The 17,638-nt window shown below is 63.4% G+C and carries 28 protein-coding genes; all 28 read right to left on the bottom strand.

All coding sequences use genetic code 11. The features are described 5' to 3' along the window. Window positions 1-48: 48 nt before the first annotated feature. The 28 genes from J2R76_RS04015 to fusA all read right to left on the bottom strand — a co-directional run bounded on the left by J2R76_RS04015 (window position 49) and on the right by fusA (window position 17,634). The gene (locus J2R76_RS04015; protein ID WP_035631062.1) at window positions 49-1,080 is read right to left on the bottom strand and encodes a DNA-directed RNA polymerase subunit alpha; all 1,032 of its coding nucleotides are present in this window, start codon (window positions 1,078-1,080) and stop codon (window positions 49-51) included. 119 nt (window positions 1,081-1,199) lie between these two features. Further along, window positions 1,200-1,589 carry a 30S ribosomal protein S11 gene (gene rpsK, locus J2R76_RS04010; protein WP_006021048.1) on the bottom strand — a complete coding sequence of 130 codons (390 nt, stop codon included), beginning with the start codon at window positions 1,587-1,589 and terminating at the stop codon, window positions 1,200-1,202. Window positions 1,590-1,703: 114 nt separating this feature from the next. Continuing rightward, a complete protein-coding gene (rpsM, locus tag J2R76_RS04005; RefSeq protein ID WP_057019544.1) occupies window positions 1,704-2,072 on the bottom strand; it encodes a 30S ribosomal protein S13 in 369 nt (122 codons plus the stop codon). Window positions 2,073-2,261: 189 nt separating this feature from the next. Further along, window positions 2,262-3,146 (bottom strand): adenylate kinase, encoded by an 885-nt coding sequence (locus J2R76_RS04000; protein ID WP_076831374.1) that lies wholly within the window; start codon window positions 3,144-3,146, stop codon window positions 2,262-2,264. A 71-nt stretch (window positions 3,147-3,217) separates the two neighbouring features. Further along, window positions 3,218-4,552, bottom strand: coding sequence for a preprotein translocase subunit SecY (gene secY / locus J2R76_RS03995; protein ID WP_057019546.1), 1,335 nt, complete (start codon window positions 4,550-4,552; stop codon window positions 3,218-3,220). Between the two features lie 156 nt (window positions 4,553-4,708). Further along, entirely contained in the window at window positions 4,709-5,194 is a 486-nt protein-coding gene (gene rplO, locus J2R76_RS03990; protein ID WP_028339310.1) for a 50S ribosomal protein L15, read from the bottom strand. 21 nt (window positions 5,195-5,215) lie between these two features. Next, a complete protein-coding gene (gene rpmD, locus J2R76_RS03985; protein WP_028335461.1) occupies window positions 5,216-5,407 on the bottom strand; it encodes a 50S ribosomal protein L30 in 192 nt (63 codons plus the stop codon). Window positions 5,408-5,446: 39 nt separating this feature from the next. Further along, complete coding sequence (gene rpsE / locus J2R76_RS03980) at window positions 5,447-6,022, bottom strand: 30S ribosomal protein S5 (protein WP_016843761.1); 576 nt, start codon at window positions 6,020-6,022, stop codon at window positions 5,447-5,449. Between the two features lie 58 nt (window positions 6,023-6,080). Next, the gene (gene rplR / locus J2R76_RS03975; protein WP_016843760.1) at window positions 6,081-6,440 is read right to left on the bottom strand and encodes a 50S ribosomal protein L18; all 360 of its coding nucleotides are present in this window, start codon (window positions 6,438-6,440) and stop codon (window positions 6,081-6,083) included. 11 nt (window positions 6,441-6,451) lie between these two features. Continuing rightward, window positions 6,452-6,985, bottom strand: a complete 534-nt coding sequence (gene rplF / locus J2R76_RS03970) for a 50S ribosomal protein L6 (RefSeq protein ID WP_024578581.1) — start codon at window positions 6,983-6,985, stop codon at window positions 6,452-6,454. Window positions 6,986-6,999: 14 nt separating this feature from the next. After that, window positions 7,000-7,398 (bottom strand): 30S ribosomal protein S8, encoded by a 399-nt coding sequence (gene rpsH / locus J2R76_RS03965; protein WP_018272133.1) that lies wholly within the window; start codon window positions 7,396-7,398, stop codon window positions 7,000-7,002. Window positions 7,399-7,413: 15 nt separating this feature from the next. Next, window positions 7,414-7,719, bottom strand: a complete 306-nt coding sequence (rpsN, locus tag J2R76_RS03960; RefSeq protein WP_016843757.1) for a 30S ribosomal protein S14 — start codon at window positions 7,717-7,719, stop codon at window positions 7,414-7,416. A gap of 46 nt (window positions 7,720-7,765) precedes the next feature. Beyond that, window positions 7,766-8,323, bottom strand: a complete 558-nt coding sequence (rplE, locus tag J2R76_RS03955; protein ID WP_016843756.1) for a 50S ribosomal protein L5 — start codon at window positions 8,321-8,323, stop codon at window positions 7,766-7,768. Beyond that, window positions 8,316-8,630 carry a 50S ribosomal protein L24 gene (gene rplX / locus J2R76_RS03950; protein WP_016843755.1) on the bottom strand — a complete coding sequence of 105 codons (315 nt, stop codon included), beginning with the start codon at window positions 8,628-8,630 and terminating at the stop codon, window positions 8,316-8,318. Before rplX ends, rplE begins: the two co-directional genes overlap by 8 nt. Beyond that, window positions 8,630-8,998 (bottom strand): 50S ribosomal protein L14, encoded by a 369-nt coding sequence (gene rplN / locus J2R76_RS03945; RefSeq protein ID WP_011473865.1) that lies wholly within the window; start codon window positions 8,996-8,998, stop codon window positions 8,630-8,632. Before rplN ends, rplX begins: the two co-directional genes overlap by 1 nt. A 75-nt stretch (window positions 8,999-9,073) precedes the next feature. Then, the gene (gene rpsQ, locus J2R76_RS03940; protein ID WP_016843754.1) at window positions 9,074-9,322 is read right to left on the bottom strand and encodes a 30S ribosomal protein S17; all 249 of its coding nucleotides are present in this window, start codon (window positions 9,320-9,322) and stop codon (window positions 9,074-9,076) included. 10 nt (window positions 9,323-9,332) lie between these two features. Continuing rightward, window positions 9,333-9,539 carry a 50S ribosomal protein L29 gene (gene rpmC, locus J2R76_RS03935; protein ID WP_016843753.1) on the bottom strand — a complete coding sequence of 69 codons (207 nt, stop codon included), beginning with the start codon at window positions 9,537-9,539 and terminating at the stop codon, window positions 9,333-9,335. A 5-nt stretch (window positions 9,540-9,544) separates the two neighbouring features. Then, entirely contained in the window at window positions 9,545-9,958 is a 414-nt protein-coding gene (gene rplP, locus J2R76_RS03930; protein ID WP_016843752.1) for a 50S ribosomal protein L16, read from the bottom strand. Between the two features lie 30 nt (window positions 9,959-9,988). Then, window positions 9,989-10,690, bottom strand: a complete 702-nt coding sequence (rpsC, locus tag J2R76_RS03925; RefSeq protein ID WP_016843751.1) for a 30S ribosomal protein S3 — start codon at window positions 10,688-10,690, stop codon at window positions 9,989-9,991. A 20-nt stretch (window positions 10,691-10,710) separates the two neighbouring features. Then, window positions 10,711-11,097 carry a 50S ribosomal protein L22 gene (gene rplV / locus J2R76_RS03920; RefSeq protein WP_016843750.1) on the bottom strand — a complete coding sequence of 129 codons (387 nt, stop codon included), beginning with the start codon at window positions 11,095-11,097 and terminating at the stop codon, window positions 10,711-10,713. Window positions 11,098-11,107: 10 nt separating this feature from the next. After that, entirely contained in the window at window positions 11,108-11,386 is a 279-nt protein-coding gene (gene rpsS, locus J2R76_RS03915) for a 30S ribosomal protein S19 (RefSeq protein ID WP_028335459.1), read from the bottom strand. A gap of 12 nt (window positions 11,387-11,398) precedes the next feature. Next, window positions 11,399-12,232 carry a 50S ribosomal protein L2 gene (rplB, locus tag J2R76_RS03910; protein WP_021081655.1) on the bottom strand — a complete coding sequence of 278 codons (834 nt, stop codon included), beginning with the start codon at window positions 12,230-12,232 and terminating at the stop codon, window positions 11,399-11,401. 12 nt (window positions 12,233-12,244) lie between these two features. Next, the gene (locus tag J2R76_RS03905; protein WP_028339313.1) at window positions 12,245-12,544 is read right to left on the bottom strand and encodes a 50S ribosomal protein L23; all 300 of its coding nucleotides are present in this window, start codon (window positions 12,542-12,544) and stop codon (window positions 12,245-12,247) included. Then, window positions 12,541-13,161, bottom strand: a complete 621-nt coding sequence (rplD, locus tag J2R76_RS03900; RefSeq protein WP_016843745.1) for a 50S ribosomal protein L4 — start codon at window positions 13,159-13,161, stop codon at window positions 12,541-12,543. The genes J2R76_RS03905 and rplD overlap by 4 nt, the downstream gene beginning before the upstream one ends. 1 nt (window position 13,162) lies before the next feature. Continuing rightward, window positions 13,163-13,882, bottom strand: coding sequence for a 50S ribosomal protein L3 (gene rplC / locus J2R76_RS03895; RefSeq protein ID WP_057019547.1), 720 nt, complete (start codon window positions 13,880-13,882; stop codon window positions 13,163-13,165). Window positions 13,883-13,936: 54 nt separating this feature from the next. Continuing rightward, window positions 13,937-14,245 (bottom strand): 30S ribosomal protein S10, encoded by a 309-nt coding sequence (gene rpsJ / locus J2R76_RS03890; protein WP_002712302.1) that lies wholly within the window; start codon window positions 14,243-14,245, stop codon window positions 13,937-13,939. Window positions 14,246-14,331: 86 nt separating this feature from the next. Beyond that, window positions 14,332-15,522 carry an elongation factor Tu gene (gene tuf / locus J2R76_RS03885; RefSeq protein WP_018272140.1) on the bottom strand — a complete coding sequence of 397 codons (1,191 nt, stop codon included), beginning with the start codon at window positions 15,520-15,522 and terminating at the stop codon, window positions 14,332-14,334. 39 nt (window positions 15,523-15,561) lie between these two features. Beyond that, a complete protein-coding gene (gene fusA, locus J2R76_RS03880) occupies window positions 15,562-17,634 on the bottom strand; it encodes an elongation factor G (RefSeq protein ID WP_057019548.1) in 2,073 nt (690 codons plus the stop codon). Window positions 17,635-17,638: the final 4 nt, after the last annotated feature.

Here is a 17,638-nt window from a genome sequence, read left to right as displayed (position 1 = left end):
GTAAAAAATCGTGGCCGGAAGTTTTCCGGCCACGACGGTGGAATCGGATCAGTAGTGATCCTCGAAGCGCTTGGCGAGCTCGTCGATGTTCTCCGGCGGCCAGCCCGGCACTTCCATGCCGAGGTGCAGACCCATCTGGGCCAGCACTTCCTTGATCTCGTTCAGCGACTTGCGGCCGAAGTTCGGGGTGCGGAGCATTTCCGCTTCCGACTTCTGCACGAGGTCGCCGATGTAGACGATGTTGTCGTTCTTCAGGCAGTTTGCCGAACGCACCGACAGCTCGAGCTCGTCGACCTTCTTGAGGAACGCCGGGTTGAACGCGAGATCGGGGATGATCTCCTGCGTGACTTCCTTGCGCGGCTCTTCGAAGTTGACGAACACGTTGAGCTGATCCTGCAGGATGCGCGCGGCGTAGGCCACCGCGTCCTCCGGCGTGATCGCGCCGTTGGTCTCGATCGTCATGGTCAGCTTGTCGTAGTCGAGGATCTGGCCCTCGCGGGTGTTCTCGACCTTGTAGGACACCTTGCGGACCGGCGAGAACAGGCTGTCGACCGGGATCAGGCCGATCGGAGCATCCTCGGGACGGTTGCGCTCGGCGGCGACATAGCCCTTGCCGGTCGTGACCGTGAACTCCATGCGGATCTCGGCGCCGTCGTCCAGCGTGCAGAGCTGCAGGTCGGGGTTGAGCACCGTGACATCGCCGACGGTCTGGATGTCGCCGGCGGTGACGGCGCCCGGGCCCTGCTTCTTCACGACCATGCGCTTCGGGCCTTCGCCCTGCATCTTGATCGAGATGTCCTTGATGTTGAGGACGATGTCGGTGACGTCTTCACGGACACCGGCGATCGAGGAGAACTCGTGCAACACGCCGTCGATATGCACCGACTGCACCGCCGCGCCCTGCAGCGAGGACAACAGGATGCGGCGCAGCGCGTTGCCGAGCGTCTGGCCGAAGCCACGCTCGAGCGGTTCGGCGACCACGGTGGCGAACCGGCTCGCGTCCGAGCCCGGCGTCACCTGCAGCTTGTTCGGTCGAATGAGTTCTTGCCAATTTTTCTGGATCGTCACTGTTTCACCCATTTGCCGGTCACAGGGCCAAATCGAATGGCCGAACCCGGCGTTGGAGATCGCGGATCAGTCCGCGCGGTCAATTCCAAAAACCATCGCAGGGCGGCCAGAGGCCGCCCACGACTTACAGATCAAACGCGCCGACGCTTGCGCGGACGGCAGCCATTGTGCGGGATGGTGGTCACGTCGCGGATCGAGGTGACGGTGAAGCCCGCAGCCTGCAGCGCACGGAGCGCCGACTCACGGCCCGAACCCGGGCCGGCCACTTCAACCTCCAGCGTGCGCATGCCGTGTTCCTGCGCCTTCTTGGAGACGTCTTCGGCCGCGACCTGCGCGGCATAGGGGGTCGACTTGCGCGAGCCCTTGAAGCCCATGGTGCCGGCCGACGACCAGGCAATGGTGTTGCCCTGCGCGTCGGTGATGGTGATGGTCGTGTTGTTGAACGACGAATTCACGTGCGCGATGCCGGAGGCGATGTTCTTGCGTTCGCGGCGGCGTACGCGGGTGGCTTCCTTGCCCATTTCAAACCTTTCCTGTGATCTCGACGCCGCCGTAGTGCCAGCGGCTACACCTCAAAACGCAAATGGCGAGTAGCGAATTTCCATTCGCTACTCCCCACTAGCAATTCGCAAAACTTATTTCTTCTTGCCGGCGATCGCCTTGGCCGGCCCCTTGCGCGTGCGCGCATTGGTGTGGGTGCGCTGGCCGCGCACCGGCAGACCGCGGCGATGACGCAGGCCGCGGTAGCAGCCGAGGTCCATCAGCCGCTTGATGTTGATGCCGACCTCGCGACGGAGGTCGCCCTCGACCAGGTAGTCGCGGTCGATCACTTCGCGGATCTGCAGGACTTCCTGGTCGGTCAACTGGTTGACGCGACGGTCCAGCGGGATCTTGACCTTCTCGATGATGTCGGCCGCGTTCTTCTGGCCGATGCCATGGATGTACTGAAGCGCGATCAGGACGCGCTTGTTGGTGGGAATGTTGACGCCGGCAATACGGGCCACGGACTTCTCTCCTGTCGCCGATCCATCACGGATACGGGCTTCTCAAGTGCTTGCTCTCTCGGGCTTGTGTCCACAAACGCGAACACGACGCCCTCCCCTCATGTCCTTCGGGGCCCGGCATCGTCATCAAACTATCCAACTTGGATGCGGAGCTTATTAAAGGATTCATGTCGGTTTCGTCAACCGCTCCTAGCGTTTAGCTCGCTTTTTCGTGAGCTTTTTTGCCACCTTTTTGGCGGTCTTTGCTCCCTTGCGGGCTTTGGCGGCGCGGGCGGCCTTCTTTACCGCCTTCTTCGCGGCTTTCTTCACGGTTTTCTTGGCCGCTTTGGCCTTGGAGGGCGCCTTGGCAGCCTTCCGGGCCGATTTGGCGGCCTTTTGGGCTGGTTTAGCTGCCTTCCGGGCCGGCTTCTTGCTGGCCTTCATGGCCGCCTTGGCGGCCTTTTTAGCCGCCTTCGGGGCGTGATCCTCGTGTTCCCTGGGTTCCAGCGCGCCGAGTGCGGTCAGGATCCGGTTGATCTCGCGGGTGACGTGCTCGATGGTCATCATGCCATCGACCGTCAGGAGCTTCCGCCGCTCCGAATAATAGTGAATCAGCGGCTCCGTCAGCGAACGGTACTGCGCCAAGCGCTTGGTCAGCACTTCCGGCGTGTCGTCGAGGCGGACTTCCTCGCCGCGCGCGCGGGTTTCCTCGGCACGCTTCTCAACGCGGGCGAGCAGCGCGCTCTCGTTGACGCGGAGCTCAACCACCGCGTCGAGCTTGAGGTGCTTTTTCCGGAGCAGATCGTCGAGCGCCTCCGCCTGCGGCACAGTGCGCGGGAAGCCGTCGAGAATGAAGCCCTTCCTGGCATCGGGCTCCTCGATGCGGTCGGCGATGATTCCCACCACGACCTCGTCTGGAACCAGGCCGCCATTGGCCATGATCTCCTTGGCCTGGAGGCCGACCGGCGTGCCCGCGGCGACCGCAGCGCGCAGCATCTCACCGGTCGAGAGCTGGACGATGCCGTGCTTGTGCACCAGCCGCTGCGCCTGGGTTCCCTTGCCCGAGCCCGGCGGCCCCAAAAGGATCAATCTCATATCTGTTTCGCCCCCCGGCTAGGTGGGCGACGTCCGCACACCTGTGTTTTGAGTTCGAAGCCGAGCCGCGATCAGCGGCGGCGGCCTCCCCTGAGCTTCGACTTCCTGATCAACCCCTCATACTGATGAGCGAGCAGATAGCCCTGCACCTGCGACACCGTATCCATCGTCACGCTGACGACGATCAACAGCGAGGTGCCGCCAAAGTAGAACGGGACCGATGCGTAGGAAATCAGAATTTCAGGAATCAGGCAGACGATCGCGAGATAGACCGCGCCGAGCACCGTGATGCGCGACAGCACATAGTCGATGTACTCGGCGGTGCGCTCGCCGGGCCGGATGCCCGGGATGAAGCCGCCATGCTTCTTCAGGTTGTCCGCGGTCTCGGTCGGATTGAACACGATCGCGGTGTAGAAGAACGCGAAGAACACGATCAGCGCGAGATACATGAACAGGAACAGCGGCCGGCCGTGGCTGAGCTGGGTCGTGATCCACTGGAACCATTCCGGCCCCTTGCCGGCGTTGAAGTTCGCGACCGTGGTCGGCAGCAGCAGCAGCGACGAGGCGAAGATCGGTGGAATCACGCCCGAGGTGTTGAGCTTGAGCGGCAGATGCGAGGACTGGCCCTCGAACATCTTGTTGCCGACCTGGCGCTTCGGATACTGGATCAAAAGCCGGCGCTGCGCGCGCTCCATGAACACGATGAAGGCGATCACGGCGACCGCCATCACGATGACGATCAGGATCAGGCCGGTCGACATCGCGCCCTGGCGGCCCAGTTCCAGCATGTTGGCGAGCGCCGACGGCAGCTCGGCGACGATGCCGGACAGGATGATCAGCGAGATACCGTTGCCGATGCCGCGCGAGGTGATCTGCTCGCCGAGCCACATCAGGAACATGGTGCCGCCGGTCAGCGTGATCGCGGTCGAGATCCGGAAGAACATGCCGGGGTCGCTGACGACATTACCGGCGCCTTCGAGGCCGATCGCGATGCCATAGGACTGGAACAGCGCCAGGATCACGGTCAGATAGCGGGTGTACTGGTTCAGCGTCTTGCGGCCCGCCTCGCCTTCCTTCTTGAGCGCCTCGAGCTGCGGCGACACGGTGGTCAGCAGCTGCACGATGATCGATGCCGAGATGTACGGCATGATGTTGAGCGCGAAGATCGCCATGCGGTGGATGCCGCCGCCGGCGAACATGTTGAACATGCCGAGGATGCCGCCGGACTGGCTGCGGAACACCTGCTCCCAGATGTTGGGATCGATGCCGGGCAGCGGGATGTAGGTGCCGAGCCGATAAACAAGCAGCGCACCCAGGGTGAACCAGATGCGCTTCTTCAGCTCGTCGGCTTTCGCCAGCTGTCCGAAATTGAGGTTGGCGGCAAGTTGTTCGGCTGCTGAGACCATGTTTCGGCTTTCTCCCGGAGCCCCATTCGCCGGCGCCCCCAAAGAGATCAATTCCCTGGGCGCCGGCAGACACCGGACATTATCTGGTGCTCGGCCTCGATAAGTCCATCATTCGATCCGCGGATTGCCCGCGCGTCGCGGGCAATGACGCAGATGTTACGCCGCCTCGCCTTCTTCCTTGGCGGGGGCCAGGATCTTGACCGAGCCGCCGGCCTTCTCGACCGCGGCAATGGCCGACTTGGAAGCGCCGTGCACCTCGATGGTCAGCTTGGTCTTGATCTCGCCGCGGCCGAGCAGCCGCAGGCCGTCCTTGGCGCGGCGCAGCACGCCGGCCTTGACCAGCGATTCGACGTTCACCGTCGCGCTCGCATCGACCAGCTTGTTGTCGATCGCTTCCTGCAGACGGTCGAGATTGATCTCGGCGAAGTCGAGCCGGAAGATGTTGTTGAAGCCGCGCTTCGGCAGACGGCGATGCATCGGCATCTGGCCGCCTTCGAAACCCTTGATGCGGACGCCCGAACGCGCGGTCTGGCCCTTGCCGCCGCGGCCCGAGGTCTTGCCCTTGCCGGAACCGATGCCACGGCCGACACGCATGCGCTTCTTGCGCGAGCCGGCGTTGTCGGCGATATCGCTGAGCTTCATCGCCCTTCTCCTTATCTCTGCTTACTCGCCGACGACGCGGACGAGATGCTGAACCTTGCTGATCATGCCGCGAACTTCAGGGGTATCCTGCAGCTCGGCAACCCGGCCGATCTTGTTGAGCTTGAGGCCGATCAGCGTCGAACGCTGCGAGTGATGGCGGCGGATTGCGCTGCCGATCTGCTCGACCTTGATGGTCTTGCTGGCCTTGGCCATGACAGTAACTCCGAATAGCGCTTCGAGAAGCGCGCGTTGTTATTCCGCCACCACTTCGGCGTCGCCGCCGACGCGGCGCGACTGCAGGGTGGAGACCTTGATGTTGCGGCGTGCCGCCACCGAGCGCGGCGAATCCTGATGCTTCAGCGCATCGAACGTCGCGCGAACCATGTTGTAGGGATTCGACGAGCCGATCGACTTCGCCACCACGTCCTGGATGCCGAGCGTCTCGAACACAGCGCGCATCGGGCCGCCGGCGATGATGCCGGTACCGGCCGGAGCGGCACGCAGGTAGACGCGGCCGGCGCCGTGACGGCCGGCGATGTCGTGATGCAGCGTGCGGCCTTCGCGAAGCGCGACGCGCGTCAGGTTGCGCTTCGCCGATTCGGTCGCCTTGCGGATCGCTTCCGGAACTTCGCGCGCCTTGCCGTGGCCGAACCCGACCCGGCCCTTCTGGTCGCCGATCACGACCAGCGCCGCAAAGCCGAAGCGCTTGCCGCCCTTGACGACCTTCGCCACGCGATTGATGTGGACGAGCTTGTCGACGAACTCGCTGTCGCGCTCCTCGCGCTCCCTGCTCCGTTCGCGTCCGCCGCGTTCGCGTTCACCTGCCATGGTGTTTTCCAATCTCTAGGAGGCCTTGCGCCTCTTTCCTCGTCATCGTTCGTAAAGTTTAGAAGCTCAATCCGCCTTCGCGCGCCGCATCCGCGAGCGCCTTGACGCGCCCGTGATAGATGTAGGCGCCGCGATCGAACACGACTTCCTTGACACCCTTCTGCGCCGCGCGCTCGGCGAGCAGCTTGCCGACCGCCTTCGCCGCATCGATGTCGGCGCCGGTCTTGCCGGCGTCGCGCATGGTCTTCTCCAGCGACGAGGCGGAAGCGAGCGTCTCGCCCTTCTGGTCGTCGATGACCTGGGCGTAGATGTGCTTGGACGAGCGGAACACCGACAGCCGCGGACGGCCGCCTGCCGAGCGGCGAAGCGCAAGGCGCACGCGCTGCTTGCGCCGGGCATTCGTAACCTTGAGTGACATGACCGGCTCCGTTACTTCTTCTTGCCTTCCTTGCGGAAGATGAATTCGTTGGCGTACTTGACGCCCTTGCCCTTGTAGGGCTCCGGCGGACGGTAGGCGCGGATCTCGGCGGCGACCTGGCCGACGCGCTGCGGATCGTTGCCGGTGATCGTGATCTCGGTCGGCTTCGGCACCGCGATGGTGATGCCTTCCGGGATCGCGTACACCACGTCGTGGCTGTAGCCGAGCGCGAGCTGCAGGTTCTTGCCCTGCATCGCGGCGCGGTAGCCGACGCCGGTGATCTCGAGCTTCTTCTCGAAGCCCTTGGTGACGCCCTCGACGAGGTTGGCGACCTGCGCGCGCGCGGTGCCGTACATCGCCTGCGCGCGGTTGGTCTTGACCCGCGGAGCGACCTTGACCTGACCGTTCTCGAACTTCACCTCGACGTCGTCATGCACGACGAACTGAAGCTGGCCCTTCGGCCCCTTCACCTTGACGGTCTGGCCCTCGACGGTCGCCGTCACACCCGACGGGATCGCCACCGGCCTTTTGCCGATACGTGACATCGTAAAATCCTTCCTCAGAACACCGTGAAGAGAACTTCGCCGCCCACGTTGGCGTCGCGCGCCTGGTGGTCAGCCATGATTCCCTTCGGCGTCGACAACACCGAAATGCCGAGACCGTTGTTCACGCGCGGCAGGTTCTTCACCGAGGCGTAAACGCGGCGGCCCGGCTTCGACACCCGCTCGATCTCGCGGATGACGGGCTCGCCGTCGAAATACTTCAGCTCGATCTCGAGCTCGCTGCGGCCCGAGGCATGCTCGACGCTGGCGTAGCCGCGGATGTAACCCTCGGACTTCAGCACCTCGAGCACGTTGGCGCGCATCTTCGAGCCGGGGCTCGAGACCTTGGACTTGGAGCGCATCTGCGCGTTGCGGATGCGGGTGATGAGATCGCTGATCGGATCGTGCGTAGACATTGTTCCGACCCTCCCTTACCAGCTCGACTTCACGAGGCCGGGAACCAGGCCTTTGGAGCCGAGTTCACGCAGCGCGATGCGCGAGAGCTTGTTCTTGCGATAGTTCGAGCGCGGACGCCCGGTCAGCTCGCAACGGTTGCGGATGCGCGTCGGCGACGAGTTGCGCGGCATCTCGGCGAGCTTCAGCGTCGCCGCGAAGCGCTCTTCCATCGGCTTGGTCTTGTCGGCGATGATCGCCTTCAGCTTCTCGCGGCGCGGGCCGGCGTTCTTCGCCATCCGCTTGCGCCGGTTGTTCTTCTCGACTGAACTCTTCTTTGCCATGCTTGGCTCCTGGGTATCCGCGTTTGAGTGGCTTTGGCTCAGCTACTCACTGCCGGAACGGGAAATTGAAAGCGGTCAACAAGGCACGCGCCTCGTCGTCGGTCTTGGCGGTGGTGCAGACCGTGATGTCCATGCCACGCGCTTCCGAGACCTTGTCGAAGTCGATCTCGGGGAAAATGATGTGCTCCTTGATGCCGAGCGAATAGTTGCCACGGCCGTCGAAGCTCTTCGGGTTCAGGCCGCGGAAGTCGCGGACGCGGGGCAGCGCCACGTTCACCAGGCGGTCGATGAACTCGTACATATGGGTCTTGCGCAGCGTGACCTTGCAGCCGATCGGCTGGTTCTCACGCAGCTTGAAGGTCGCGATCGCGATCCGCGAATAGGTCACGATCGCCTTCTGGCCGGCGATCTGGGTCAGCTCGGCGGCGGCGGTCTCGGCCTTCTTGCGATCGTTGACGGAGTCGCCCACGCCCATGTTGAGCACGACCTTGTCGAGGCGCGGCACCTGCATCACGTTGGCATAACCGAACTTCTCGGTCATCATGCCGCGGATCTTCTTGTCATACTCCGCGCGCAGACGCGGCGTGTAAGCTGTATCAGCCATCGATCTCTGCTCCCGAGCTCTTGGCAACACGAACCTTCTTGCCATCGGCCTGAATCTTGAACCCGATGCGGGTCGGCTTTCCGTCCTTGCCGACATACGCAATGTTCGAAAGGTCGATCGGCATCTCCTTGGAGATGATCCCGCCTTCCTGGGTCTGGGTCTGCTTCTGGTGACGCTTCACCATGTTGATGCCGCGAACGAGAGCCTTGTTCTCGTCCGGACGCACCTCGAACACCTCGCCGGTGCGACCCTTGTCGCGGCCGGTGAGCACCATCACCTTGTCGCCCTTGCGGATCTTGGCAGCCATCACAGCACCTCCGGCGCGAGCGAAATGATCTTCATGTGGTTCTTGGCGCGCAGCTCGCGCGGCACCGGCCCGAAGATACGGGTGCCGACCGGCTCGGACTGATTGTTGATCAGCACGGCGGCGTTGCGGTCGAAGCGGATGACCGAACCGTCGGCGCGGCGGATGTCCTTGCGGACCCGGACCACGACGGCCTTCATCACGTCGCCCTTCTTCACCTTGCCACGCGGAATGGCTTCCTTGATCGACACAACGATAACGTCGCCCACGGTGGCATAGCGGCGCTTGGAACCTCCAAGAACCTTGATGCACATGACACGGCGTGCGCCTGAATTATCGGCCACGTCGAGGTTGGTCTGCATCTGAATCATTGATGCACCTCGTCCTCTTTCTGCGCTTCAGCGCGCTCAAAATTTCCCTGAATTCCCTCGGCCAGGCCGAAGTAATCAGGCCGTTTTCTTGTGTTCGCCCCGGACCACGGTCCAGCGCTTCAGCTTCGAGATCGGCTTCGATTCCTCGATCCAGACCATGTCGCCCGGCTTGAACTGGTTGTTCTCGTCGTGCGCGTGGTAGTTCTTGGAACGGCGGATCGTCTTCTTGTAGATCGGGTGGGTGAAGCGGCGATCGACGCGCACCACGATGGTCTTGGCTTGCTTGTCGCTGACGACCACGCCCTGCAGAGTACGTTTCGGCATAGCTGGCCCCTTACTTCTTCTTCGCGCGCTGCTGGGCAGCGATGGTCTTGATACGAGCGATATCGCGGCGGGCTTCCCGCATCCGCGAGGTGTTCTCCAGCTGCCCGGTGGCGCGCTGGAAACGCAGGTTGAAGCGTTCCTTCTTCAGATTCAGGATCGCGTCTTCCCGCTGGTCGTCGCTCATCGCGCGAATGTCTTCAACTTTCATCTCGGCCATGGCGATTACTCCGCAATGCGCGCAACGAAGCGCGTCTTGATCGGCAGCTTGGCGGCGGCGAGCGACAGCGCTTCCTTCGCGGTCTGCACCGGCACGCCGTCGATCTCGAACATCACGCGGCCCGGCTTGATCCGGACCACCCACAATTCCGGGGCACCCTTGCCGGAGCCCATGCGGACTTCGGCGGGCTTCTTCGACACCGGCACGTCCGGGAACACGCGGATCCAGACGCGGCCGGCGCGCTTCATGTGACGGGTCAGCGCGCGGCGGGCGGCTTCGATCTGACGGGCGGTGACGCGCTCAGGCTCCATCGCCTTCAGGCCGAACTGGCCGAACGCCAACGTCGCGCCAGAGGTCGCAACGCCGTGGATACGGCCCTTATGCGCCTTCCGGAACTTCGTTTTCTTAGGTTGCATCATGGCTTTAAGCCCTCAAATTCCTGCTTTGCCTCAAGCGGCGTCGCGGCGCGAACGCGGCGTGCTGTCGCCTTCGGCCATCTTCTTGTCCTGGGCCATCGGATCGTGCTCGAGGATCTCGCCCTTGAAGATCCAGACCTTGACGCCGCAGGTGCCGAAGGTCGTGAACGCGGTGGCAACGCCGTAGTCGACGTCGGCGCGCAGCGTGTGCAGCGGCACGCGACCTTCGCGGTACCACTCCATGCGCGCGATTTCGGCGCCGCCGAGACGGCCCGAGCAGTTGATGCGGATGCCACCGGCACCGAGACGCATCGCCGACTGCACGGCGCGCTTCATGGCGCGGCGGAACGCGACGCGGCGCTCGAGCTGCTGGGCGATCGATTCAGCGACCAGGGTCGCGTCGAGCTCAGGCTTGCGGATTTCGACGATGTTGATCACGACGTCCGACGAGGTGATGTCGGCAACCTTCTTGCGCAGCTTGTCGATGTCGGCGCCCTTCTTGCCGATCACGACGCCCGGACGGGCCGAATGGATCGTCACGCGGCACTTCTTGTGCGGACGCTCGATCACGATGCGGGCGACGGCCGCCTGCTTGAGCTCCTTGTGCAGGATCTCGCGGATCTTGACGTCCTCGTGCAGCAGCTTGCCGTATTCCTGCTTGCCGGCGAACCAACGGGAGTCCCAGGTCCGGTTGATGCCGAGACGCAGCCCGATTGGATTGATCTTTTGACCCATCGTCTTCTCCTGCGCCCTTCTTAGGCGCTTGCCTCGGCCTCGACCTGACGAACCACGATGGTCAGGTGCGAGAACGGTTTGAACACACGGCCCGAACGGCCACGGCCGCGCGGAGCAAAACGCTTCATCACGATGCCATTGCCGACATGCGCCTCGGCGACGACCAGATCGTCAACCTCGAGGTCATGGTTGTTCTCGGCGTTCGCGATCGCCGATTCCAGGCACTTCTTGACATCGACCGCGATCCGCTTGCGCGAGAACTGCAGGTCGGCGAGCGCAGCGGACGCCTTGCGGCCGCGGATCAGCTGCGCCACCAGGTTGAGCTTCTGCGGGCTGACGCGCAGCATGCGGGCGACGGCCTTGGCCTCATTGTCCGCGAGGCTACGTTCGCGCTTTGGTTTGCTCATCGGTTAATCCTCAAGCCTTCTTGGCTTTCTTGTCGCCCGAATGGCCGTGGAAGGTCCGGGTCGGCGAGAACTCGCCGAACTTGTGACCCACCATTTCCTCGTTGATTGCCACCGGCACGTGCTTGTGGCCGTTATAGACGCCGAACGTCAGGCCGACGAACTGCGGCAGGATGGTCGAGCGGCGGCTCCAGATCTTGATGACGTCGTGACGGCCGGACGAGCGCGCGGCATCTGCCTTCTTGAGCAGAGAACCCTCGACGAACGGGCCTTTCCAGACTGAACGAACCATGTCCGGCGTTCCTTACTTCTTCCGCTTGTGGCGGCTGAGGAGAATGAATTTGTTGGTCGACTTGTTGGTGCGGGTCTTCTTGCCCTTGGTCGGCTTGCCCCACGGAGTAACCGGGTGGCGACCGCCCGAGGTACGACCTTCACCACCGCCGTGCGGGTGATCGATCGGGTTCATGACGACGCCGCGGTTGTGCGGACGCCAGCCGAGCCAGCGGGTACGACCGGCCTTGCCGATCGAGATGTTCATGTGATCGGGGTTGGAGACCGCGCCGATCGTGCCGCGGCAACGGCCGTGCACCAGACGCTGCTCGCCCGAGTTCAGGCGGACGATCACGTAGTCCTGGTCGCGGCCGACGATCTGGGCGTAGGTGCCGGCGGAGCGCGCCAGCTGACCGCCCTTGCCGATCTTCAGCTCGATGTTGTGCACGATCGTGCCGACCGGCATGTTGCCGAGCGGCATGACGTTGCCCGGCTTGACGTCGACATAGTTGCCGGCGACGACGGTGTCGCCTGCCGCCAGGCGCTGCGGCGCCAGGATGTAGGCCAGCTCACCGTCCTGATACTTGATCAGCGCGATGAACGCGGTGCGGTTCGGATCATACTCGAGCCGCTCCACGACCGCCGGCATGTCCACCTTGTCGCGGCGGAAGTCGACGGTGCGGTAGGCCTTCTTGTGGCCGCCGCCGCGGAAACGCACGGTGATGCGACCGGTGTTGTTGCGACCGCCGTTGCCGAGCTTGCCCTCGGTCAGGGTCTTCACCGGCTTGCCCTTGTAGAGCGCCGAACGATCGACCATGACCAGCTGGCGCTGGCCCGGCGTCGTGGGATTGTAGGTTTTCAATGCCATCGTCGTTGCGCCTTATAGTCCGGTAGTCACGTCGATGCGGTGGCCCTCTTCCAGGGTCACGATCGCGCGCTTGGTGTCCGACTGCGAGCCGAGATTGCCGCGGAACACCTTGGTCTTGCCCTTGCGAACGAGAGTGTTGACGCTCTTCACCTTGACGTCGAACAGCTTCTCGACCGCTTCCTTGATCTGCGGCTTGGTCGCCTTGCCGGCGACCTTGAACATCACCTTGTTGTGCTCGGAGGCGAGCGTCGCCTTTTCCGTCACGACGGGAGAGATGATGACGTCGTAGTGGCGCGGATCGATGTTCTTCATTTGAAGCGCGCCTCCAGCGCATCAACCGCAGCCTTGGTCAGCACCAGCTTCTGGCGGCGGAGAATGTCGTAGACGTTGATGCCCTGGATCGGCAGCACGTCGATGTTCGGAATGTTCCGGGCCGCGGTCGCGAAACCGGCGTTCAGCTCGGCGCCGTCGATGATCAGCGCGTTGGTCAGTCCGAGGCCGGAGAAGTGGCCGAGCAGCGCCTTGGTCTTGGCGGCCTCGAGCTGCGCATTGTCGATCACGATCAGCCCGCCGTCCTTGGCCTTGGCCGAGAGCGCATGCTTGAGCGCGAGCGCGCGCACCTTCTTCGGAAGGTCGGTCGCATGGGAGCGAACGACCGGACCGAACGCACGGCCACCGCCGCGGAACTGCGGCACGCGGGCCGAGCCGTGACGGGCGCCGCCGGTGCCCTTCTGCTTGTACATCTTCTTGCCGGTGCGCCAGATCTCGGCGCGGCCCTTGGCCTTGTGGGTGCCGGCCTGACGCTTGTTCAGCTGCCACTGCACGCAGCGCTGGATGATGTCGGCGCGCGGCTCGAGACCGAAGATCGCGTCCGAGAGCTCGACGGATCCGGCGTCCTTGCCTTCAAGGGTCGTGACTTTCAATTCCATCTCACACGCCCTCCTTCTCGGCCACAGCCTCGGCAGCTTCGCCACCTGCAACCTTGAACTTGCCGGGCTTCGGGGCGTCCTTCGGCAGCGGCTTCTTGACCGCGTCGCGCACCGAGATCCAGCCGCCCTTGGAGCCGGGAACGGCGCCCTCGACGAGGATCAGGCCGCGCTCGACGTCGGTCGAAACCACGCGCAGATTGAGCGTGGTGATGCGGTCGACGCCCATGTGACCGGGCATCTTCTTGTTCTTGAAGGTCTTGCCGGGGTCCTGACGGCCACCGGTCGAACCGATCGAACGGTGCGAGATCGACACACCGTGGGTGGCGCGCAGACCGCCGAAATTCCAGCGCTTCATGCCGCCGGCGAAGCCCTTACCGATCGAGGTACCGGTCACGTCGACGAACTGGCCGACCACGAAATGGTCCGCCTGGATTTCCGCGCCGACCGGGATCAGCGCGTCCTCGGACACGCGGAACTCGGCGACCTTGCGCTTCGGCTCGACCTTGGAGACCGCGAACTGGCCACGTTCGGCCTTGGGCATGTACACGGTCTTGCGGGCGCCCGAGCCGAGCTGAAGAGCGACATAGCCGTTCTTCTCGGTCGTGCGGTGGCCCAGCACCTGGCAGTTGCCCAACTTCAGCACGGTCACAGGGATATGCTCGCCGGTCTCCGTAAAGACCCGCGTCATCCCGACCTTTTGTGCGATCACTCCGGAGCGCATCGGCGTGCTTCCTGTCTTTCTGTCCGCAAGCGGCGGACGTAAAAATCCAAAACCTTAGAGCTTGATCTCGACGTCGACACCGGCGGCCAGGTCGAGCTTCATCAGCGCATCGACGGTCTGCGGGGTCGGGTCGACAATGTCGAGGAGGCGCTTGTGGGTGCGCATCTCGAATTGCTCGCGGCTCTTCTTGTCAACGTGCGGCGAACGGTTGACGGTGAACTTCTCGATGCGGGTCGGCAGCGGAATCGGTCCGCGAACCTGCGCACCGGTGCGCTTCGCCGTGTTCACGATCTCGCGGGTCGACGTATCGAGGATTCGATGGTCGAACGCCTTGAGACGGATGCGAATATTTTGGCCGTTCATTGCCGTATTCTTTCTTTAGTGAGTGGCGAGTAGCGAATAGCGAATGGAGGGACCCACTCGCTACTCGCCATTCCCTATTCGCGTAGTTACTCGATGATCGCGGCGACGACGCCGGCGCCGACGGTGCGGCCGCCTTCGCGGATCGCGAAGCGCAGCTTCTCTTCCATCGCGATCGGCACGATCAGGTGCACTTCCATCGCGATGTTGTCGCCCGGCATCACCATCTCGGTGCCTTCCGGCAGGTGCACGACACCGGTCACGTCGGTGGTGCGGAAGTAGAACTGCGGACGGTAGTTGGTGAAGAACGGGGTGTGGCGACCGCCCTCTTCCTTGGTGAGGATGTAAGCCTCAGCCTTGAACTTGGTGTGCGGCTTGACCGAACCGGGCTTGCACAGCACCTGGCCACGCTCGACTTCCTCGCGCTTGGTGCCGCGGAGCAGCGCACCGATGTTGTCGCCGGCCTGGCCCTGATCGAGCAGCTTGCGGAACATTTCGACGCCGGTGACGATGGTCTTCTGGGTGTCGCGGATTCCGACGATTTCGATTTCCTCGCCGACCTTGATCACGCCGCGCTCGACACGGCCGGTGACGACGGTGCCGCGGCCCGAGATCGAGAACACGTCTTCAACCGGCATCAGGAACGGCTGGTCGATCGGACGCTCCGGCTGCGGGATGTACTCGTCGACATTGCGCATCAGCTCGAGGATGGCGTCGTGGCCGAGCTTCTTGTCCTTGTCTTCGAGGGCGGCGAGCGCCGAGCCCTTGATGATCGGGATCTTGTCGCCCGGGAATTCGTACTTCGAGAGCAGCTCGCGGACTTCGAGCTCGACGAGCTCGAGCAGCTCCGGATCGTCGACCATGTCGCACTTGTTGAGGAACACGACGAGCGCGGGCACGCCGACCTGGCGGGCGAGCAGGATGTGCTCGCGGGTCTGCGGCATCGGGCCGTCAGCAGCCGACACGACCAGGATCGCGCCGTCCATCTGGGCGGCACCGGTGATCATGTTCTTCACGTAGTCGGCGTGGCCGGGGCAGTCGACGTGGGCGTAGTGGCGGTTGGTCGTCTCGTACTCGACGTGAGCGGTCGAGATCGTGATGCCGCGGGCCTTCTCTTCCGGCGCCTTGTCGATCTGGTCGTAGGCGGTGAACGTCGCGCCGCCGGTTTCTGCGAGCACCTTGGTGATCGCTGCGGTCAGCGAGGTCTTGCCATGGTCGACGTGACCGATGGTGCCGATGTTGCAGTGGGGCTTGTTACGTTCGAATTTAGCTTTGGCCATTTGACTCTCCGTTCAATCGTTGACTGCCATCAACGACAATCAGGCAAACTTCTTCTGGACTTCAGCCGACACGTTCGCCGGAGCTTCGGCGTAGTGATCGAACTGCATGGTGAAGGTCGCGCGACCCTGGCTCATCGAGCGCAGGTTGTTCACGTAACCGAACATGTTCATGAGCGGCACCATCGCGTTGATGACGTTGGCGTTGCCGCGCATGTCTTGGCCCTGGATCTGGCCACGCCGGGAATTCAGGTCGCCGATGACCGAACCGGTGTAGTCTTCCGGGGTCACCACCTCGACCTTCATGATCGGCTCGAGCAGAACGGACTTGCCCTTCGTCAACGCTTCGCGGAACGCAGCCCGCGATGCGATTTCGAACGCCAGTGCCGACGAGTCGACGTCGTGATACTTGCCGTCGACCAGCTGCACCTTGACGTCCACCACCGGGAAGCCGGCAACGACACCGGAGCCCATCACGCTGTTGAGGCCCTTTTCGACGCCGGGGATGTATTCCTTCGGCACCGCGCCGCCGACGATCTTCGATTCGAACTCATAGCCCTTGCCGGGCTCGTTCGGCTCGACGACGATCGACACTTCGGCGAACTGACCGGTACCGCCGGTCTGCTTCTTGTGCGTGTACTTGACTTCGGCCTTCTTGGTCACGCGCTCGCGGAACGCCACCTGCGGCGCGCCGATGTTGGCGTCGACCTTGTAGGTGCGCTTGAGAATGTCGACCTTGATGTCGAGATGCAGTTCGCCCATGCCCTTGAGAATGGTCTGGCCGGACTCCTGGTCGGTCGACACACGGAACGACGGATCTTCCGCGGCGAGCTTGGCAAGCGCCACGCCGAGCTTTTCCTGGTCGGCCTTCGACTTCGGCTCGATCGCGATCTCGATCACCGGCTCCGGGAATTCCATCTTCTCGAGGATCACCGGCTTGTCGGGATCGCACAGCGTGTCGCCGGTGCGCGCTTCCTTCAGGCCAGCCAGCGCGACGATGTCGCCGGCATAGGCTTCCTTGATGTCTTCGCGGTTGTTCGCATGCATCAGCAGCATGCGGCCGATACGCTCTTTCTTCTCGCGGGTCGAGTTCACCACGCCGGTGCCCGACTGCAGGATGCCGGAATAGATGCGGCAGAACGTGATGGTGCCGACGAAGGGGTCGTCCATGATCTTGAACGCGAGCAGCGCCAGCGGCTCCTTGTCGTCCGCCTTGCGCACGACTTCGTTGCCCTCATCGTCGGTGCCCTTGATCGCGGGCACGTCGATCGGCGACGGCAGATAGTCGACGACGGCGTCGAGCAGCGGCTGCACGCCCTTGTTCTTGAACGCGGAGCCGCACAGCACGGGATAGAACGCGCCGGTCAGCACGGCCTTGCGGATCAGGCGCTTCAGGGTCGCCTCGTCCGGCTCCTTGCCGTCGAGGAAGGCAGCCAAAGCGTCGTCGTCGAGCTCGACGGCGGCTTCCACCATCTTCTCGCGATATTCCTTGGCCTGCTCGACCAGATCTTCCGGAATGTCGACATAGTCGAACTTGGCGCCGAGCGATTCATCGTTCCAGATGACGCCCTTCATCTTCACGAGGTCGACGAGACCCTTGAAGTTGTTCTCGGCACCGATCGGCAGCTGGATCGCGATCGGCTTGGCGCCGAGGCGGTCGACGATGTCGGACAGGCACTTGAAGAAGTCGGCGCCGGTCTTGTCCATCTTGTTGGCGAAGACGATGCGCGGAACCTTGTACTTGTCGCCCTGGCGCCAGACGGTCTCGGTCTGCGGCTCGACGCCCTGGTTGGAGTCGAGGACGCAAACGGCGCCGTCGAGCACGCGCAGCGAACGCTCGACCTCGATGGTGAAGTCGACGTGGCCGGGTGTGTCGATGATGTTCAGGCGCTTGCCGTTCCAGAACGCGGTGGTCGCAGCCGAGGTGATCGTGATGCCACGCTCCTGCTCCTGCTCCATCCAGTCCATCGTCGCGGCACCTTCGTGCACTTCGCCGATCTTGTGGCTCTTGCCGGTGTAATACAGGATGCGCTCGGTGGTCGTGGTCTTGCCGGCGTCGATATGCGCCATGATACCGAAGTTGCGGTAGTCCTCGATGGCATGTTGGCGGGGCATGAGA

The organism is Bradyrhizobium sp. USDA 4532 (assembly GCF_024171315.1).
In the GTDB taxonomy this organism is placed as follows: domain Bacteria; phylum Pseudomonadota; class Alphaproteobacteria; order Rhizobiales; family Xanthobacteraceae; genus Bradyrhizobium; species Bradyrhizobium australafricanum.
This window is presented reverse-complemented; position numbering and strand designations above follow the sequence as displayed.

Bases quoted from the DNA above. Each gene is read 5' to 3' on its own strand.
- J2R76_RS04015 (WP_035631062.1), bottom strand. From the start codon at position 1,080: ATGGGTGAAACAGTGACGATCCAGAAAAATTGGCAAGAACTCATTCGA.
- rpsK (WP_006021048.1), bottom strand. From the start codon at position 1,589: ATGGGCAAGGAAGCCACCCGCGTACGCCGCCGCGAACGCAAGAACATC.
- J2R76_RS04000 (WP_076831374.1), bottom strand. From the start codon at position 3,146: ATGAGATTGATCCTTTTGGGGCCGCCGGGCTCGGGCAAGGGAACCCAG.
- secY (WP_057019546.1), bottom strand. From the start codon at position 4,552: ATGGTCTCAGCAGCCGAACAACTTGCCGCCAACCTCAATTTCGGACAG.
- rplO (WP_028339310.1), bottom strand. From the start codon at position 5,194: ATGAAGCTCAGCGATATCGCCGACAACGCCGGCTCGCGCAAGAAGCGC.
- rpmD (WP_028335461.1), bottom strand. From the start codon at position 5,407: ATGGCCAAGGCCAGCAAGACCATCAAGGTCGAGCAGATCGGCAGCGCA.
- rpsE (WP_016843761.1), bottom strand. From the start codon at position 6,022: ATGGCAGGTGAACGCGAACGCGGCGGACGCGAACGGAGCAGGGAGCGC.
- rplR (WP_016843760.1), bottom strand. From the start codon at position 6,440: ATGTCACTCAAGGTTACGAATGCCCGGCGCAAGCAGCGCGTGCGCCTT.
- rplF (WP_024578581.1), bottom strand. From the start codon at position 6,985: ATGTCACGTATCGGCAAAAGGCCGGTGGCGATCCCGTCGGGTGTGACG.
- rpsH (WP_018272133.1), bottom strand. From the start codon at position 7,398: ATGTCTACGCACGATCCGATCAGCGATCTCATCACCCGCATCCGCAAC.
- rpsN (WP_016843757.1), bottom strand. From the start codon at position 7,719: ATGGCAAAGAAGAGTTCAGTCGAGAAGAACAACCGGCGCAAGCGGATG.
- rplE (WP_016843756.1), bottom strand. From the start codon at position 8,323: ATGGCTGATACAGCTTACACGCCGCGTCTGCGCGCGGAGTATGACAAG.
- rplX (WP_016843755.1), bottom strand. From the start codon at position 8,630: ATGGCTGCCAAGATCCGCAAGGGCGACAAGGTGATGGTGCTCACCGGC.
- rplN (WP_011473865.1), bottom strand. From the start codon at position 8,998: ATGATTCAGATGCAGACCAACCTCGACGTGGCCGATAATTCAGGCGCA.
- rpsQ (WP_016843754.1), bottom strand. From the start codon at position 9,322: ATGCCGAAACGTACTCTGCAGGGCGTGGTCGTCAGCGACAAGCAAGCC.
- rpmC (WP_016843753.1), bottom strand. From the start codon at position 9,539: ATGGCCGAGATGAAAGTTGAAGACATTCGCGCGATGAGCGACGACCAG.
- rplP (WP_016843752.1), bottom strand. From the start codon at position 9,958: ATGATGCAACCTAAGAAAACGAAGTTCCGGAAGGCGCATAAGGGCCGT.
- rpsC (WP_016843751.1), bottom strand. From the start codon at position 10,690: ATGGGTCAAAAGATCAATCCAATCGGGCTGCGTCTCGGCATCAACCGG.
- rplV (WP_016843750.1), bottom strand. From the start codon at position 11,097: ATGAGCAAACCAAAGCGCGAACGTAGCCTCGCGGACAATGAGGCCAAG.
- rpsS (WP_028335459.1), bottom strand. From the start codon at position 11,386: ATGGTTCGTTCAGTCTGGAAAGGCCCGTTCGTCGAGGGTTCTCTGCTC.
- rplB (WP_021081655.1), bottom strand. From the start codon at position 12,232: ATGGCATTGAAAACCTACAATCCCACGACGCCGGGCCAGCGCCAGCTG.
- J2R76_RS03905 (WP_028339313.1), bottom strand. From the start codon at position 12,544: ATGAAGAACATCGATCCGCGCCACTACGACGTCATCATCTCTCCCGTC.
- rplD (WP_016843745.1), bottom strand. From the start codon at position 13,161: ATGGAATTGAAAGTCACGACCCTTGAAGGCAAGGACGCCGGATCCGTC.
- rplC (WP_057019547.1), bottom strand. From the start codon at position 13,882: ATGCGCTCCGGAGTGATCGCACAAAAGGTCGGGATGACGCGGGTCTTT.
- rpsJ (WP_002712302.1), bottom strand. From the start codon at position 14,245: ATGAACGGCCAAAATATTCGCATCCGTCTCAAGGCGTTCGACCATCGA.
- tuf (WP_018272140.1), bottom strand. From the start codon at position 15,522: ATGGCCAAAGCTAAATTCGAACGTAACAAGCCCCACTGCAACATCGGC.
- fusA (WP_057019548.1), bottom strand. From the start codon at position 17,634: ATGCCCCGCCAACATGCCATCGAGGACTACCGCAACTTCGGTATCATG.